The following is a 13,914-nucleotide window of genomic DNA, read 5'->3' as shown; positions in this document are numbered from 1 at the left end:
TTTTTTATTCGAAGTTTACAGTACTATATTTATTTCGACTACGTGACCTTCATGTCCTCTTACATTAAAAGCTGTTCCATCGTCGAAGATGAGGTACTGCCCTTTGATACCGCGCAGTAATCCTTCGTAAAAGGGGGTTTTGCCCAAATTTAAAGTTTTGACCTTTTCAGGATATTTTTCTACTGGGAATTTGATTTCAGTCTCCTTGTTATTGGCTAGATAATAATCGCGTGCTTCATCAGGGATGAATTGCTTCAGCTTATCTCTTTCCACATGAAGATCGAGGTCAAGCACATCGTTGGTAAGCATTTTTCTCCAGTTCGTCTTATCTGCCACATGGCTTTTCAATGCAACTTCAGTAATACCGGCAAGATACCGGTTAGGGACTTCCACGATTTCGATCGCCTCATGCGCACCCTGATCGATCCATCTTGTAGGCACCTGAGTCTTACGGGTTACCCCAACTTTTACATCGCTGGAATTAGCAAGATAAACGATATGTGGCTGCAGTTGCGACCTCTTTTCATATTCAAGATCACGATCTTCCTCGTCCAGATGCGCTTTACTTTTCTCGGGACTAATCACCCATTCCCCGGCCTGTGGTATAGAGCTAAAACAATCATAACACAGGCCCTGCCTGAATATCTTCTTCTGAAGGCTGCAATTCAAACATTCGTATTTCAAAAAATTGATGCTTATTTTCTTGCCAATCAATTGATTCATGTGAAGAAAATCATCCTTCCAGACTAAATAATACTGGACTGTATCACTAAGTTCGGTTCTCATTTTGGTAAGCACACCGCTATAGATCATTGAATTTTGTTTTAAGAATAAACTATTTTTTTGCAGGCTTCGAAGTTTGCGTTATTTTTAACCAGATAACGTTATGCCTGCAAAGCAAGGCTTAAAGATAGAAATAAATAATGCCAATTCCATTAGTCAACTCCATTGCTTCCTGGTTCCTGAAGAAGAGAATTCATCAAATGGAATTGTTCATTAAGTATCCCCACGAGGTGCAGCAGGAGTTGCTTCGAAACCTTATTTCCAAAGCAAAGAATACTGAAGTTGGAAAGCGATACCATTTTTCTGAAATCAATAATTACGAGAAATTCAGAGAACGGGTTCCCATTCAGAAATATGAAGATATTGAAAGTGATATTGAGCGCAGCCGTAAAGGTGAACATAATATATTCTGGCCGGGAGCTATTCGTTGGTTCGCAAAATCAAGTGGAACCACCAATGCAAAAAGCAAATTCATCCCGGTTAGCCAGGATTCGCTGGAAGCCTGTCACTATGCAGCCGGGAAGGATCTTATCTGCATTTACCTGAATAACAATCCCGGTTCACAGATGTTTACCGGTAAAAGTCTGCGCCTGGGAGGAAGTAAGGAACTTTACCAGGAAAACGGAACCAGCTACGGAGATCTTTCTGCCATCCTGATAGACAATATGCCTTTCTGGGCAGAGTTTAGCAGCACTCCCAGTAATGAAGTTTCGTTGATGCACGACTGGGAAACTAAAATGCAGGCAATCGTAAACGAAACCATTAAAGAGCGGGTGACCAGTCTCGCCGGAGTTCCCAGCTGGATGCTTGTTCTGCTGAACAATGTGTTGCAAAGTACCGGCAAGGAGAATATGTTCGAAGTCTGGCCTCACCTGGAAGCTTATTTTCATGGAGGAGTAAGTTTTGAACCTTATGCATCCCAGTACCAGAAGATTTTACCAAAGGAAGATTTCAGATATTATGAGATCTACAATGCCTCTGAAGGGTTTTTCGCCTGCCAGGATCTTAATGATTCCAAAGAAATGCTGCTTATGCTGGATTATGGAATTTTTTATGAGTTCATTCCAATGGACAGCTACGGCTCTGCTCTGGAACATGCAATTCCTCTTGATCAGGTAGTAATTGGGGTCAACTACGCTGTGGTGATCACTACCAACGCTGGTTTATGGAGATACAAGATTGGTGACACCATCAAGTTTACCAATACCAAGCCTTATCGCATTAAAGTAACCGGAAGGACCAAACACCATATCAATGTTTTTGGAGAAGAACTTATCATTGAAAATGCCGAATCTGCACTTAAAAAAGTATGTCTTTTAACCAATTGTGAGATCAAAGACTACACGGTTGCTCCTATTTTTATGGAAGGCCGTGAGAAAGGTGCCCATGAGTGGATGATCGAATTTAAAAATCAGCCCAAGGATTTCGAGAACTTCAAGATACAGCTTGATCTTGCTTTACAGGAAGTGAATAGCGATTACGAGGCAAAGAGATATAATAACATGACCCTCAATGCGCCACTTATACACCAGGCGCGTCCCGATCTTTTTTATGACTGGTTGAAAATGCACGATAAAGTAGGTGGACAGCACAAAGTACCAAGACTTTCAAACAGCAGAACTTATCTCGAGGAATTACTGGAATTAAGTAACTAGCGAATGCCAGGTGAAAAAGAAAAAATGCTGAGTGAGCAGGCCTATAAAGCTTCAGATAAGCAGTTATTCGAAGAACGTCTGCATGCTCAGAAAACTTGTTTTGATTTCAATAATATATCGCCTGAATTAATTACTGAGAGCCTTAATCTTATTCGCGGGATCCTGGGTTCAGTTTCTTCGGGATTTATATACAGCCGCTATTTCAATGTGATTATGGCTATACTATCCATCTTGGAAACCACTTTTACTCGAATTATAATCTCACCATCCTGGATTGCGCTTAAGTCAGGATCGGTGATCATGGGATGATCGCTCTAAACGTAAGTATTTTTACCGCCGGGCATCCTATAAAATGCGCAAAAGAAAAATGAAGAATGCAATATGCATTCCTGTAACAATTGGTAATAATGTCTGGATTGGTGGGAATTCAGTAATAAATCCTGGAGTAAAAATTGGTGATAACACGGTGGTTGGATCTGGAAGTGTGGTCACACGCGACATCCCTTCCAATGTGATCGCCGCAGGAAATCCCTGTAAAGTGATAAGGCAGATCACTAAAACTGCCGAAGACTTCTACTTTAAGGACAGAAGATTTTAAAAAAAATCCGACGGTAATTACCGCCGGATCTGATATTTCTAAAGTGTTTTAGCTACTTTATCTACTACCTCGATCGTACGATCAAGATCTTGGTAACTAAGTGCATCACTTATAAACCATGTTTCATAGGCACTTGGCGCAATATAAATTCCGTTTTCCAGCATTCCGTGGAAGAATTTATTAAATGTCCCCAGGTTCGCCGACTTTGCCGCGGAAGCAAAATCTGTCACAGCGTCCAGTCCAAAATGCACCGAGATCATCGAACCATATCGATTGATCGTAAAATCAATTTTATTCTCTTTTAATACTTTTTCCATACCCTCGTGCAGGTAGGCGGTTTTTTTGTCGATGCTAGCAAAGATTTCCGGATTCGAATCCAATTCTGTAAGCATCGCTAAACCAGCTGCCATCGCCAGAGGATTTCCACTTAAAGTACCGGCCTGGTAAACGGGTCCTATAGGAGCAAGGTGATCCATGATCTCATCTCTTGCTGCGAAAGCACCAACAGGTAATCCTCCTCCAATTACTTTTCCAAAGCAAACAATATCAGCAACAACATTTTCCCGCTGCTGCACCCCTCCTGCTGCCAGTCTGAAACCAGTCATTACCTCATCGAAAACCAGTAAGATTCCGTTTTCATCGCATAATTCTCGTAAGCTTTGCAAAAAGCCTTCAGCTGGTGGGATACAACCCATATTCCCTGCAACCGGCTCCAGGATGATACAGGCGACCTGCTCCTTATTTGCTACCACTAAATCTTTGACATTCTCAAGGTCATTGTAATTTGCAAGCAAGGTATCTTTAGCCGTTCCCTGGGTCACTCCCGGGCTGTTTGGCGAACCAAAGGTCACTGCACCGCTACCCGCCTGAATCAGGAAAGAATCACTATGCCCATGATAACAACCGGCAAATTTGATGATCTTTTCCTTTCCGGTAAAACCTCTGGCCAGTCGCACAGCGCTCATACAGGCTTCAGTCCCGGAATTCACCATTCTAATCTTATCGATATTGGGCACCATCTTTACCGACAGCTCCGCGATCCTGGTTTCAATTTCAGTAGGCGTTCCAAAAGATGTTCCCATCCTGGCCTTTTCAACTACAGCATCTACTACCGGCTTATGTGCGTGTCCCAGAATTAGCGGACCCCAGGAATTAATATAGTCTATCAATTGATTATCATCCTCATCATACAAATAGGCTCCCTCCGCTCTTTTTACAAAAACAGGATCTCCACCCACAGCTTTAAAGGCCCTAACTGGTGAATTCACTCCGCCTGGAATTACTTTTTTGGCATCTGCGAACAAGGCACTACTTCTCTTATAAATCATAACTCTATTCCTCTATTTTACATTCAGGATCTGGCCAATGGAAATGTTATTCCCGTTCAGGCCGTTCCTTCTTTTAATATCTTCTACAGTAGTATCGTATTTTTTGGAGATCGAATACAAGGTATCTCCTTTTTGAACCACATGACTTTCGCTTGTAGTTTTAGGTTGTGCAGCATAGCTACGAGTAGACTTTCCACTAATGTTCTCATCAAATTTATACAACTCGTAACGTTCAATAAGATCGATTAATTTATCTGGATATTTCCTGTCTGTGGCATAACCGGCCTTTCTCAAACCTTTCGCCCAACCTTCATAATCATCTGCATCCAGTTCAAAAAGTTCTGAATATCGTCCTCGACCGGAAAGGAACAGGCTGTGATCCCTGTAAGAATATTTTGCATGTTTGTATTTTCTAAAGCACTCTCCCTTTCTATCATCATCATGGTATACTTTTTCACCATTCCAGTCATGACATTTGATCCCAAAATGATTATTAGCCTGCCTGGTTAATTGTCCATTCCCAGCTCCAGACTCCAGAATTCCCTGTGCAAGCGTGATACTTGCCGGAATTTTATATAATCTCATTTCTTCCTGGGCGATTTCAGCATAATCCCGAATATAATCTTCAATACGATAATGGTAAGAATTACGAGGCATTTCCTCCCGCACATCATCCACGATCTCTGCTGGAGAATCCTTGTTTTCGTCCCGCCTGTCGGTTTTTACAACATCATCTTTTCTGGTGTCTACTTTCTTTCGACTTCCGCAGGAAGCAGCGAGGATACCTACGATAAGCAAAACAAAAACTCTGTTCAATTTCATAGTTCGGTTATAATTTGTGGCTGCGCTTTTTTTCTTAATCTTTCATTCATCCCATCTATTCCCTGCAGGCCCCCGGTATGAATCGCCAGGATCTTTGAATCCTTCGGAAAGAAATTTTTTTGCGCGAGTTCAAAAATACCAAAAAGTAATTTCCCTGTGTAAACAGGATCTAGTTTGATTCTGGTTTTTCTGAAAAAATCATTCATAAAATCAATTAAAGCTGAAGAAGTCCTGGCGTAGCCTCCAAAATGATAATCGCTGTTGATATTCCAGTTTTTCTTGTGGGTCATTCTTTTGATTTCTTCGGAAAGGTGGGCAGATTTAAGTGCTGAAAAACCCAGAATGTTTTGGTGAGCAGAAGAAGCATTGACCAGCCCCGCCATGGTGCCTCCGGTTCCAACTGAAGTGCATATATAATCATAATCCCTGTCTGCTTCAGTCAGAATTTCTTCACAACCTTTGATGGCCAGCTCACTAGTTCCGCCTTCCGGAATGATCATCGCATCGGGAAACTGTGACCTGATCTCATTAAGAAATGACAAAATTCCTTTTTGTCGATATGCTTCTCTGCTTAAAAATTTGAGCTTCATTCCGCAGGAAGCAGCGTAATTCAGGGTTGGACTCCATGCATCTTTCTGAAATTCCAGTTCTTCCCCTCTAATAAAACCAATAGTGGGGATACCTTGCAGTTTTCCAGCTGCTGCCGTGGCTGCGATATGATTGCTATGCGCACCACCAAAAGTAAGCAGGCTGGTCCTATTCAATTCTGAAGCTTGTAATATCGAATACTTCAGTTTTCTGAATTTGTTGCCGGAAACTTCAGCATGCAAAAGATCTTCACGCTTGATATCCAGGATTACTGAATTAGAAAATTCAGCAACAAATTGATTCTGAGACACAAAAACTTCCGAAGTATGAAAAATGGAATTCATACTGCAAAATTAAGGCATCTGCTTCAGAAGAAAGAATTCAGGTGGACATTCTGCACGCTTGTTACATATAATTCATAAATGCCCAGAAAGAACGCTTTTTAAGATAGTTGAGATCGGTTTCGCGGCGATAGGCTTCTTTTTCAAAGCTTATGTTCCTGTAGGCCTGCATCCCATCTTTAAGAGAAGCGTATCTAATGAAAAATTCCAGCGCGTACCATATATAGAAAAAGATCACCAGTAATTCGAGTTGCTGCCTTAGATGAATACGCTCATGGTTAATAAAATATTTATCCTTTTTTAAATGCATATTCTCAAGGATCACGAAAGGCCAGAGGCTAATCCCTTTGAACCTCCCTGATAACAGCCTCTTGTTTACGATCAATATCATAGAATGAATATAAGAAATTGTACTTTAGCGCTATGAATTTTCAGAGAAAAAGAATCCCGCTTGAGGATGGAGACTACTACCTGACCCCGGAAGGATACCGCTGTTTTACTGAACAATATCACCTGAAGCGTGGCTATTGTTGTGAAAGTGGCTGCCGTCACTGTCCTTATGGATACAATAACAAAACAAACCAGCAGGAATAAATCGCAAAACTTCTACAAAGCGTTCTACTTCAACGGCCTTTAAATCAATCCTTCGGCACGATATTTGAGCCTTTTAGAAAACTGAAGAATTCAAAATTTCCCGGTTCTATGTGCTGGCAACTTCAGTTTTAGATTCAGATTTCAACGAACAATTTAAATTCTAACCTATGAGATTTTTAAAAATTACTCCTTTAGTGCTGCTAATGGCTCTCGTACTTAGCTCATGCAGTAGTGTGCGCGTAGCTTCAGATTATGATCGCGAAGCCGATTTCAACCAGTACAAATCCTTCGCTTTCTTTAAACCTGGAATAGATAAGGCTGATATATCTGATCTTGATAAAAAAAGAATTCTAAGAGCCATCGAGAGTGAGATGCAAAAGAATGGCTTCACAAAATCTGAAAATCCAGATCTTCTAGTGAGCATTTTCACTAAAACAAATGAAAACATCAATATCTACCAGAATAACTTTGCTGGATGGGGTTATGGATGGGGCTGGAATCCTTGGTACTGGGGCAGTGGATTCAATACTGTGAATAGAACCAGTGAAGGAACGCTTTATATTGACCTGATCGATTCTGAAAACAAAGAATTGGTATGGCAGGGAATGGGAACTGCCGCACTGGCCAGGGAAGTAAATAAAAAGCAGGAACGCATCAACGAGATCGTTGCCAAGATCATGGAAAAATATCCTCCAGGAATGGAGAAGTAATAGAAAACCAGGCCCCGAATAGGGGCTTTTTTTCTGCCCATTGGCAGCCCTACAGTATAGAATTCTATATCAAATTTCGTACTTTTAACGCAAACGTTTTAGTAAAGGAAGATCATGCTCGATAATATTCAATCTAACGAAATCCTGGACAGGCTACCTGCCCATCTTCAGCAATATATAAAACCTCAAAATTACGAAGATTACACCCCTATTAATCAGGCGGTTTGGCGTTATGTAATGCGTAAGAACGTGGATTACCTGAGCAAGGTTGCACACAAATCCTATCTTGACGGACTCAAAAAAACCGGAATTTCCATAGATAGTATTCCGAATATGTACGGCATGAACAGGATCCTCGAGGAAATAGGCTGGGCGGCAGTTGCGGTAGACGGTTTTATTCCTCCGGCAGCTTTTATGGAATTCCAGGCTTACAATGTATTAGTGATCGCAAGTGATATTCGCCAGCTCGAACATCTTGAATATACGCCTGCGCCAGACATCATCCATGAAGGAGCAGGACATGCACCCATTATCGCAAACCCTGAGTATGCGGAATACCTGAGAAGGTTTGGAGAAATTGGATGTAAAGCGATTTCCAGCTCTCATGACTTCGATGTTTACGAAGCGATTCGTGAATTATCAATCTTAAAGGAAGCTGAAAACACTCCGGAAGAAAAAATTATTGCGGTTGAAAAACGAGTGGAGGAACTTCAAAATAAAAAGGTGAATCCTAGTGAAATGTCGCAAATTAGAAATTTACACTGGTGGACGGTAGAATATGGTTTGATTGGCACTCCTGAAGATCCTAAGATCTATGGAGCAGGCTTGCTTTCCTCTATAGGAGAGAGTAAGTCCTGTATGACCAGTAAGGTTAAAAAAATACCTTATTCCATCGATGCATCGAAACAGGAATTTGATATCACCAAACCCCAGCCACAACTTTATGTCACTCCAGACTTTGCACATTTAAGTCTTGTTCTGGAAGAATTTGCGAATAAAATGGCTCTAAGACGTGGCGGACTTGAAGGCATAAAAAAATTAATTGATTCCAAAAACCTTGGAACTATTGAGTTCACTACCGGCATACAGGTATCGGGGAATTTTAGCCAAGTTCTGGCACATGATGATAAGCCTATTTACGTTCAGACTACCGGTAAAACTGCACTCTCTTATCGTGAAAAAGAACTGGTTGGACATGGAATATCTTCGCACGCAGAAGGTTTTGGATCTCCTATTGGAAAACTTAAAGGCATTAATCTCGCCATTGAGGATATGAGTCCGCGTGACTTAAGAGCTTATGCGATTTACGAGGGTGAAAGAATAAGTCTTGAATTTGAAGGTGGAATCAAAGTAGAGGGTTCTATTATCACTGGAACCAGAAATCTGCAGGGCAAGATCATACTTATAAGCTTTGAGGACTGTACTGTGACACATGGAGATAAGATCTTATTTCAACCAGATTGGGGACGATATGATATGGCAGTAGGAAAAGAAATCATTTCTGCATTTGCCGGACCGGCAGATCATCATTCCTTTGATCTTATCACGCATAACCCATCCAGTACTACGATAAAAAGTGAACTTACTCCAGAACGCAGGGAGCTTGAATCTCTGTACGAAGCGGTTTCTAACATTCGAAATGGAGAGAACACCAAATTTTCTCTGAGCGCTGCCTTTGATATTCTGAAAAAACATCATGAAAATGACTGGTTGCTTGCGGTTGAGATCTATGAACTGGCAATTGAAAATGATCAGACCCTGGCAGATGAGGTGAAAGTCTATCTAAGCGCGTTAAAAGATAGAAGACCTGAGGTTTCCCATCTTATCGAGGATGGTATCGAAATGACCGAAACTAAACTAGTAAGTCCTTAGAGTTTGATTCTCTCAAGGTTCCTGTTGTTTTCGATCACCTGATCCTGGTATTCCAGCGACCATCCCATGGAATTGGTTAAGATATAGATCTTCTGTAATTCACTTATGAGTCGGTTTTTCGCATTCGTCTTAAGCCTGGATTGTTCGATCTTTTCTCTTAATCCTTTTTCTACCCTGGATTTTATCTTATTATAATCTTCAGCTTCGAATTGATTGAGATAATCCTGAGTGACATCATAGTATTTAATATTGGGATTGATCTTGATTTCCTCATCCGGGATACTATGAATAATGACTCGCTTGTATTCTTCATCGATCTCAATATCGAGTTTGGAGAGATCATAGGCTACACTTACATCAGCATTTACGATAATGAGCGCTTTTTTCCTTGCTGAAAGCACATCGAAATAAAAGCTTTTCGAGTTCTTATAGGTGAATACCTGCGAGAATGTTCCTTCAGTGACCACAAGCTTCCCCACATTCCTGATCTGTTCCTGAATGAGTGCAGTGTTTTGCTGAAGACTTTCCTTTTCATCTTTGCGCTCGTCCCAGTATAGATAACCGAATATACACAGGACCACAAACAGGATTACTATAAGAATGTTTTTCATAAGCTAAGATCTATAATAGAGCAAAGTATAAAAAATAGCCTGTTGAAGGTACCTGAAGTGTATTAAAGAAAGTTAAATGTTCTGAAGAAAAAAAACAAAAGGACGGCCCCACCCGTCCTTTTGTAAACTCTAAAATCTACCCCAACAAATTTTAGAAAACAAATCCTTATAATTATCTGATTACCTGAGCGATGCTCAAATAATAACAGACGTAAATCATAACGGACCTGCTCTGTAAATTTACAAATTAATTAGAATAAAACGTTAAAATTCAGTTATCAAACCTTAAAAAATTAGCAAACCCAATAGGAATAGGGTCTAAGAAAAGGCTATTTGAGGGTGATTTTGTTGAATTTCCTCGATTTTAGCTTGTAATTTCGTAAGAAATTTCTTATGATCAGATGAATTTTCTGCTAGTGGTCGGTGAGCAAGCGATTTCTGCACTTTGTCGATCAAACGAATTAATTGTACCGTATTTTCCTCAAAATAAGTTTCAGAAAATCTATTCCAGATATAGTTAATGGCTAGCGCATTTGGATGTAACATATCACCGTCATAGAACCGATAATCTCGCAGCTCGTCCAGTAAAATTTCATAGGAAGGAAAGTAAAATGAGTTTTTATCATTCCTTAAAACCTCCTGAATAGCAGTATGCAAATGAGCTTTGCTCTGCTGGTTTGGCACTACCCCATCTTTCCAGTGCCTCACGGGTGAAAGTGTATACAGAATTTTGATGTCTGGATTTAGTTCCCTGAGGTTATTACCAATACTGTTTAATGCATTTCTTATCTCATCGATGCCAGATAATCTTTTCTGAAATTGCTTTTGCGGAATCTTATGGCAGTTTGCCACTATACCCTTCAGGCTTTCATGTTCATAGCCCCAGGCCGTCCCCAGGCTTATCACCAGGATATCTGCCTTGGCAAGAAAGTCATAAGATGTTTCCAACGCCTGGTTAAGATCTAGCAGACAATCTTCAGCACTATTCCGATTCATCATGGAATGCGTTTCCAGGCTTATATATTGATCATTCTTCAGAAGTAGATCTTTTTCTTCAAATAGGTTCCTGGAAACTATTCGCCGGAAGAGTCTTTCCATCGCAATGGGATGAAAGATGATTCCGAAGGGATTCTGAAGGACCGGAAACTTAGAGTATTGAAACTTGCTGCCAATATTTTCAACAAAGCAGGATCCCATCAACATGAGCCTGCTCTTATGATCTATTTTCCAGCCAGATGGCTCGATGGGTACAATCGTTCTAAACTGCATTTTATAAAAATAAAAAATCCCGACGAGAGGCCGGGATCCTTACTATTTATTTAAGTAGTCTTTTGCATGCTGAAGGGCTTCTTCTATCCCTTCCGGTTTTTTACCTCCGGCGGTGGCAAAGAAAGCCTGGCCTCCTCCACCTCCCTGGATATACTTGCCTAATTCCCGAACAATCTGCCCGGCATTCAGATCAGATTTCTCCAAAAGTCCTTTAGAAATATAACAGGATAAAAGCGCCTTACCATTTTGCTCTGTTCCGAATAGAATATAAAGATCATCAAACTCCTCGCCCAACTGGTATGCCAGATCTTTAATTCCATTTGCGTCCAGATCCAGCTTTTTTGATAAAAAGTTAATGCCATTGATCGTCTCAATCTCAGATCTAAGTTCGGCTTTAATAGCTTTTGCTTTGTCCTTTAAAAGACTTTCCACCTGTTTCTTAAGCTCATTATTTTCCTCCTGGAGATTCTGGATCGCTTTTACAGGATCGTTTGAATTCTTCAAGCCATTTTTTATCTCACCCAGTGTGGATGCCTGCTCCTGGAAATACTGCATGGCAGCCTCGCCGGTAATTGCCTCGATTCTACGAATTCCTGAAGCTACGGCGGCTTCCCCGGTAATTTTAAAATACCAGATTTCTGAAGTATTCCTTACATGCGTTCCGCCACAAAGTTCCATAGAATCACCAAACCTGATGGCTCTAACTGAGTCACCGTATTTCTCTCCGAATAATGCAATAGCTCCCTGCTCTATCGCAGATTCATAACTGGTATTGCGCTGTTCTTCCAACTCCAAGTTTTCACGAATACGAGCATTGACGAAATTTTCAACCTTTTGAATTTCCTCTGAAGTAAGCTTACTGAAGTGTGAAAAATCGAATCTTAAGTAGCTGCCATTCACCATTGATCCCTTCTGTTCTACATGAGTACCAAGAATACTTCGTAGCGCCTGATGCAGTAAATGAGTTGCCGTATGATTTCCGGCAGTATTAGCACGCTCTCTGCTATTCACAATGGCTTTGATCTCTGCTTCAGGGTTGGCAGGCAATTTTTTCGTAAAGTGGATGATCAAATTATTTTCTTTCCTGGTGTCCAGGACCTTGATCGCTTCACCGTCGGCGGTCATCAACACTCCCTTATCTCCAACCTGTCCTCCACCTTCCGGATAGAAAGGGGTTTGATCCAGTACCAGCTGGTACATTTCTCCCTTTTTCTTAGAGTCTACTTTTCTATATTTTGAAATAAATGCGTTTGATTCAAGCTCATCATAACCTATAAAAGCTTGCTCATTTACCGCTTTGATCTCGGTCCAGTCTCCAGCACTTACTTGTGTAGCTGCCCTTGATCTGTCTTTTTGCTTTTTTAATTCGGCTTCAAAACCTTTTTCATCCAGTTCATATCCATTCTCACGCAAAATAAGTCCGGTGAGATCGATAGGAAATCCAAAAGTATCATACAACTCGAATGCCTTTTCTCCGGAAATTGTTTTGGAATCTGAATCCTGCATTAGATTCTCCAGAAGCACCAATCCCTGATCAAGTGTTCTTAGGAACGATTGCTCTTCTTCTCTAATTACATTTTCGATAAGTGATTGCTGAGATGTCATTTCAGGAAAAGTTGCTCCCATCTGTTTACTTAGAACCGGCACCAGTTTATAAATAAATGCTTCTTTGGTGTCCAGAAATGTAAAGCCATAACGAATTGCTCTTCGCAAAATTCTCCTTATCACATAACCTGCTCCGGTATTACTTGGTAATTGCCCGTCTGCGATTGAAAATGATACCGCTCTAACATGATCTGCAATCACACGCATGGCAATATTTTTTTCTTCGGAAGGCCCGTACTTGGAATTTGTGATTTTTTCGATTTCACCTAACAGCGGAGTGAAAACATCGGTATCGTAATTGGATTTTTTATCCTGCAATACCATACACAAGCGTTCGAAGCCCATCCCGGTATCAATATGCCTTGCAGGAAGATTTTCCAGTGATCCATTGGCTTTTCGATTATACTGCATAAAAACCAGGTTCCAGATCTCTACTACTTGAGGATGATCCATGTTCACAAGATCTCTACCCGGTGTTTGAGCCTTCTCTTCATCAGATCTTATATCGATATGAATTTCAGAACAAGGACCACAAGGTCCCTGCTCACCCATTTCCCAGAAATTATCTTTTTTATTTCCGAAGATGATACGCTCCTCTGGAACGATCTTCTTCCACAGCTCTAAAGCTTCGGTATCCAGCCCTAGCTGATCTGCATCCTCACTTCCTTCAAAAACTGAAACATAAAGCATTTCAGGGTCGATCTTATACACTTCTGTAAGTAGTTCCCACGCCCAGTTGATCGCCTCCTTTTTAAAATAATCACCAAAACTCCAGTTACCCAGCATCTCGAACATGGTGTGATGGTAGGTATCATGCCCTACTTCCTCAAGATCGTTATGCTTGCCACTTACCCGAAGACATTTTTGAGTATCGGTAAGCCTGCTGTTCTTTGGTTCTGAATTTCCCAGGAAAAATTCTTTAAACTGGTTCATTCCTGCATTGGTGAACATAAGGGTAGGATCGTCCTTGATCACCATTGGTGCAGAGGGAACTATACTATGAGCTTTTGATTTAAAAAATTCCAGAAATTGCTGGCGTATCTCCTGTGACTTCATTTGGCTAATTTGTTGCAAATTTCAATAAATTATGAAGACGGCAAAACAATTCATATATTTGTTCGTTTACCGTACGATATAA

14 protein-coding genes are annotated in these 13,914 nt (G+C 40.8%); 6 read left to right on the top strand and 8 right to left on the bottom strand.

Going from position 1 to position 13,914, the window contains the following annotated elements; all coding sequences use genetic code 11:
* Window positions 1-15: 15 nt before the first annotated feature.
* A complete protein-coding gene (locus tag G529_RS0103385; protein ID WP_026914203.1) occupies window positions 16-813 on the bottom strand; it encodes a DUF2797 domain-containing protein in 798 nt (265 codons plus the stop codon).
* A gap of 110 nt (window positions 814-923) precedes the next feature.
* Between G529_RS0103385 and G529_RS0103380 the strand changes: the two genes are divergently transcribed.
* From G529_RS0103380 to G529_RS16645, 3 genes are read left to right on the top strand one after another with little or no spacing between them, the layout of a single operon-like run.
* A complete protein-coding gene (locus G529_RS0103380; RefSeq protein ID WP_026914202.1) occupies window positions 924-2,438 on the top strand; it encodes a GH3 auxin-responsive promoter family protein in 1,515 nt (504 codons plus the stop codon).
* 3 nt (window positions 2,439-2,441) lie between these two features.
* Complete coding sequence (locus G529_RS16650; protein WP_026914201.1) at window positions 2,442-2,747, top strand: maltose acetyltransferase domain-containing protein; 306 nt, start codon at window positions 2,442-2,444, stop codon at window positions 2,745-2,747.
* Between the two features lie 58 nt (window positions 2,748-2,805).
* Window positions 2,806-3,036, top strand: a complete 231-nt coding sequence (locus G529_RS16645) for a DapH/DapD/GlmU-related protein (RefSeq protein WP_279324114.1) — start codon at window positions 2,806-2,808, stop codon at window positions 3,034-3,036.
* Window positions 3,037-3,074: 38 nt separating this feature from the next.
* Here G529_RS16645 and hemL read toward each other — a convergent pair whose 3' ends face one another.
* The 4 genes from hemL to G529_RS0103350 form a co-directional block, all read right to left on the bottom strand.
* Complete coding sequence (hemL, locus tag G529_RS0103365; RefSeq protein WP_026914199.1) at window positions 3,075-4,364, bottom strand: glutamate-1-semialdehyde 2,1-aminomutase; 1,290 nt, start codon at window positions 4,362-4,364, stop codon at window positions 3,075-3,077.
* 12 nt (window positions 4,365-4,376) lie between these two features.
* On the bottom strand, window positions 4,377-5,186 hold the full coding sequence (locus tag G529_RS0103360) for a glucosaminidase domain-containing protein (RefSeq protein WP_026914198.1): 810 nt from the start codon (window positions 5,184-5,186) through the stop codon (window positions 4,377-4,379).
* The gene (locus tag G529_RS0103355) at window positions 5,183-6,118 is read right to left on the bottom strand and encodes a 1-aminocyclopropane-1-carboxylate deaminase/D-cysteine desulfhydrase (RefSeq protein WP_026914197.1); all 936 of its coding nucleotides are present in this window, start codon (window positions 6,116-6,118) and stop codon (window positions 5,183-5,185) included. Before G529_RS0103355 ends, G529_RS0103360 begins: the two co-directional genes overlap by 4 nt.
* Before the next feature lie 61 nt (window positions 6,119-6,179).
* Window positions 6,180-6,506, bottom strand: a complete 327-nt coding sequence (locus tag G529_RS0103350) for a hypothetical protein (protein WP_026914196.1) — start codon at window positions 6,504-6,506, stop codon at window positions 6,180-6,182.
* Between the two features lie 32 nt (window positions 6,507-6,538).
* Between G529_RS0103350 and G529_RS16590 the strand changes: the two genes are divergently transcribed.
* The 3 genes from G529_RS16590 to G529_RS0103340 all read left to right on the top strand — a co-directional run bounded on the left by G529_RS16590 (window position 6,539) and on the right by G529_RS0103340 (window position 9,291).
* Window positions 6,539-6,709, top strand: coding sequence for a C1orf53 family protein (locus G529_RS16590; RefSeq protein WP_169513772.1), 171 nt, complete (start codon window positions 6,539-6,541; stop codon window positions 6,707-6,709).
* Between the two features lie 167 nt (window positions 6,710-6,876).
* Window positions 6,877-7,419, top strand: coding sequence for a DUF4136 domain-containing protein (locus tag G529_RS0103345; RefSeq protein WP_026914195.1), 543 nt, complete (start codon window positions 6,877-6,879; stop codon window positions 7,417-7,419).
* A gap of 114 nt (window positions 7,420-7,533) precedes the next feature.
* Window positions 7,534-9,291, top strand: a complete 1,758-nt coding sequence (locus G529_RS0103340; RefSeq protein WP_026914194.1) for an aromatic amino acid hydroxylase — start codon at window positions 7,534-7,536, stop codon at window positions 9,289-9,291.
* Here G529_RS0103340 and G529_RS0103335 read toward each other — a convergent pair.
* The 3 genes from G529_RS0103335 to alaS form a co-directional block, all read right to left on the bottom strand.
* The gene (locus G529_RS0103335) at window positions 9,288-9,902 is read right to left on the bottom strand and encodes a DUF4230 domain-containing protein (protein WP_026914193.1); all 615 of its coding nucleotides are present in this window, start codon (window positions 9,900-9,902) and stop codon (window positions 9,288-9,290) included. The two genes, G529_RS0103340 and G529_RS0103335, sit on opposite strands and share 4 nt — an antisense overlap.
* A 318-nt stretch (window positions 9,903-10,220) precedes the next feature.
* Complete coding sequence (locus G529_RS0103330) at window positions 10,221-11,171, bottom strand: GSCFA domain-containing protein (protein WP_026914192.1); 951 nt, start codon at window positions 11,169-11,171, stop codon at window positions 10,221-10,223.
* A 42-nt stretch (window positions 11,172-11,213) separates the two neighbouring features.
* Complete coding sequence (alaS, locus tag G529_RS0103325; RefSeq protein ID WP_026914191.1) at window positions 11,214-13,832, bottom strand: alanine--tRNA ligase; 2,619 nt, start codon at window positions 13,830-13,832, stop codon at window positions 11,214-11,216.
* Between the last annotated feature and the right edge of the window lie 82 nt (window positions 13,833-13,914).

The organism is Christiangramia portivictoriae DSM 23547, assembly GCF_000423045.1.
In the GTDB taxonomy this organism is placed as follows: Bacteria; Bacteroidota; Bacteroidia; order Flavobacteriales; family Flavobacteriaceae; genus Christiangramia; species Christiangramia portivictoriae.
The sequence above is the reverse complement of the archived record's forward strand: the minus strand, read 5'-3'. Positions and strand labels throughout refer to the sequence as shown.

Excerpts from the sequence above, each read along its gene's own strand:
- G529_RS0103340 (WP_026914194.1), top strand. The coding sequence starts at position 7,534 with ATGCTCGATAATATTCAATCTAACGAAATCCTGGACAGGCTACCTGCC.
- G529_RS0103335 (WP_026914193.1), bottom strand. The coding sequence starts at position 9,902 with ATGAAAAACATTCTTATAGTAATCCTGTTTGTGGTCCTGTGTATATTC.
- G529_RS0103330 (WP_026914192.1), bottom strand. The coding sequence starts at position 11,171 with ATGCAGTTTAGAACGATTGTACCCATCGAGCCATCTGGCTGGAAAATA.
- G529_RS16645 (WP_279324114.1), top strand. The coding sequence starts at position 2,806 with ATGAAGAATGCAATATGCATTCCTGTAACAATTGGTAATAATGTCTGG.
- hemL (WP_026914199.1), bottom strand. The coding sequence starts at position 4,364 with ATGATTTATAAGAGAAGTAGTGCCTTGTTCGCAGATGCCAAAAAAGTA.
- G529_RS16650 (WP_026914201.1), top strand. The coding sequence starts at position 2,442 with ATGCCAGGTGAAAAAGAAAAAATGCTGAGTGAGCAGGCCTATAAAGCT.
- G529_RS0103355 (WP_026914197.1), bottom strand. The coding sequence starts at position 6,118 with ATGAATTCCATTTTTCATACTTCGGAAGTTTTTGTGTCTCAGAATCAA.
- G529_RS0103380 (WP_026914202.1), top strand. The coding sequence starts at position 924 with ATGCCAATTCCATTAGTCAACTCCATTGCTTCCTGGTTCCTGAAGAAG.
- G529_RS0103360 (WP_026914198.1), bottom strand. The coding sequence starts at position 5,186 with ATGAAATTGAACAGAGTTTTTGTTTTGCTTATCGTAGGTATCCTCGCT.
- G529_RS0103350 (WP_026914196.1), bottom strand. The coding sequence starts at position 6,506 with ATGATATTGATCGTAAACAAGAGGCTGTTATCAGGGAGGTTCAAAGGG.
- G529_RS0103385 (WP_026914203.1), bottom strand. The coding sequence starts at position 813 with ATGATCTATAGCGGTGTGCTTACCAAAATGAGAACCGAACTTAGTGAT.
- alaS (WP_026914191.1), bottom strand. The coding sequence starts at position 13,832 with ATGAAGTCACAGGAGATACGCCAGCAATTTCTGGAATTTTTTAAATCA.
- G529_RS16590 (WP_169513772.1), top strand. The coding sequence starts at position 6,539 with ATGAATTTTCAGAGAAAAAGAATCCCGCTTGAGGATGGAGACTACTAC.
- G529_RS0103345 (WP_026914195.1), top strand. The coding sequence starts at position 6,877 with ATGAGATTTTTAAAAATTACTCCTTTAGTGCTGCTAATGGCTCTCGTA.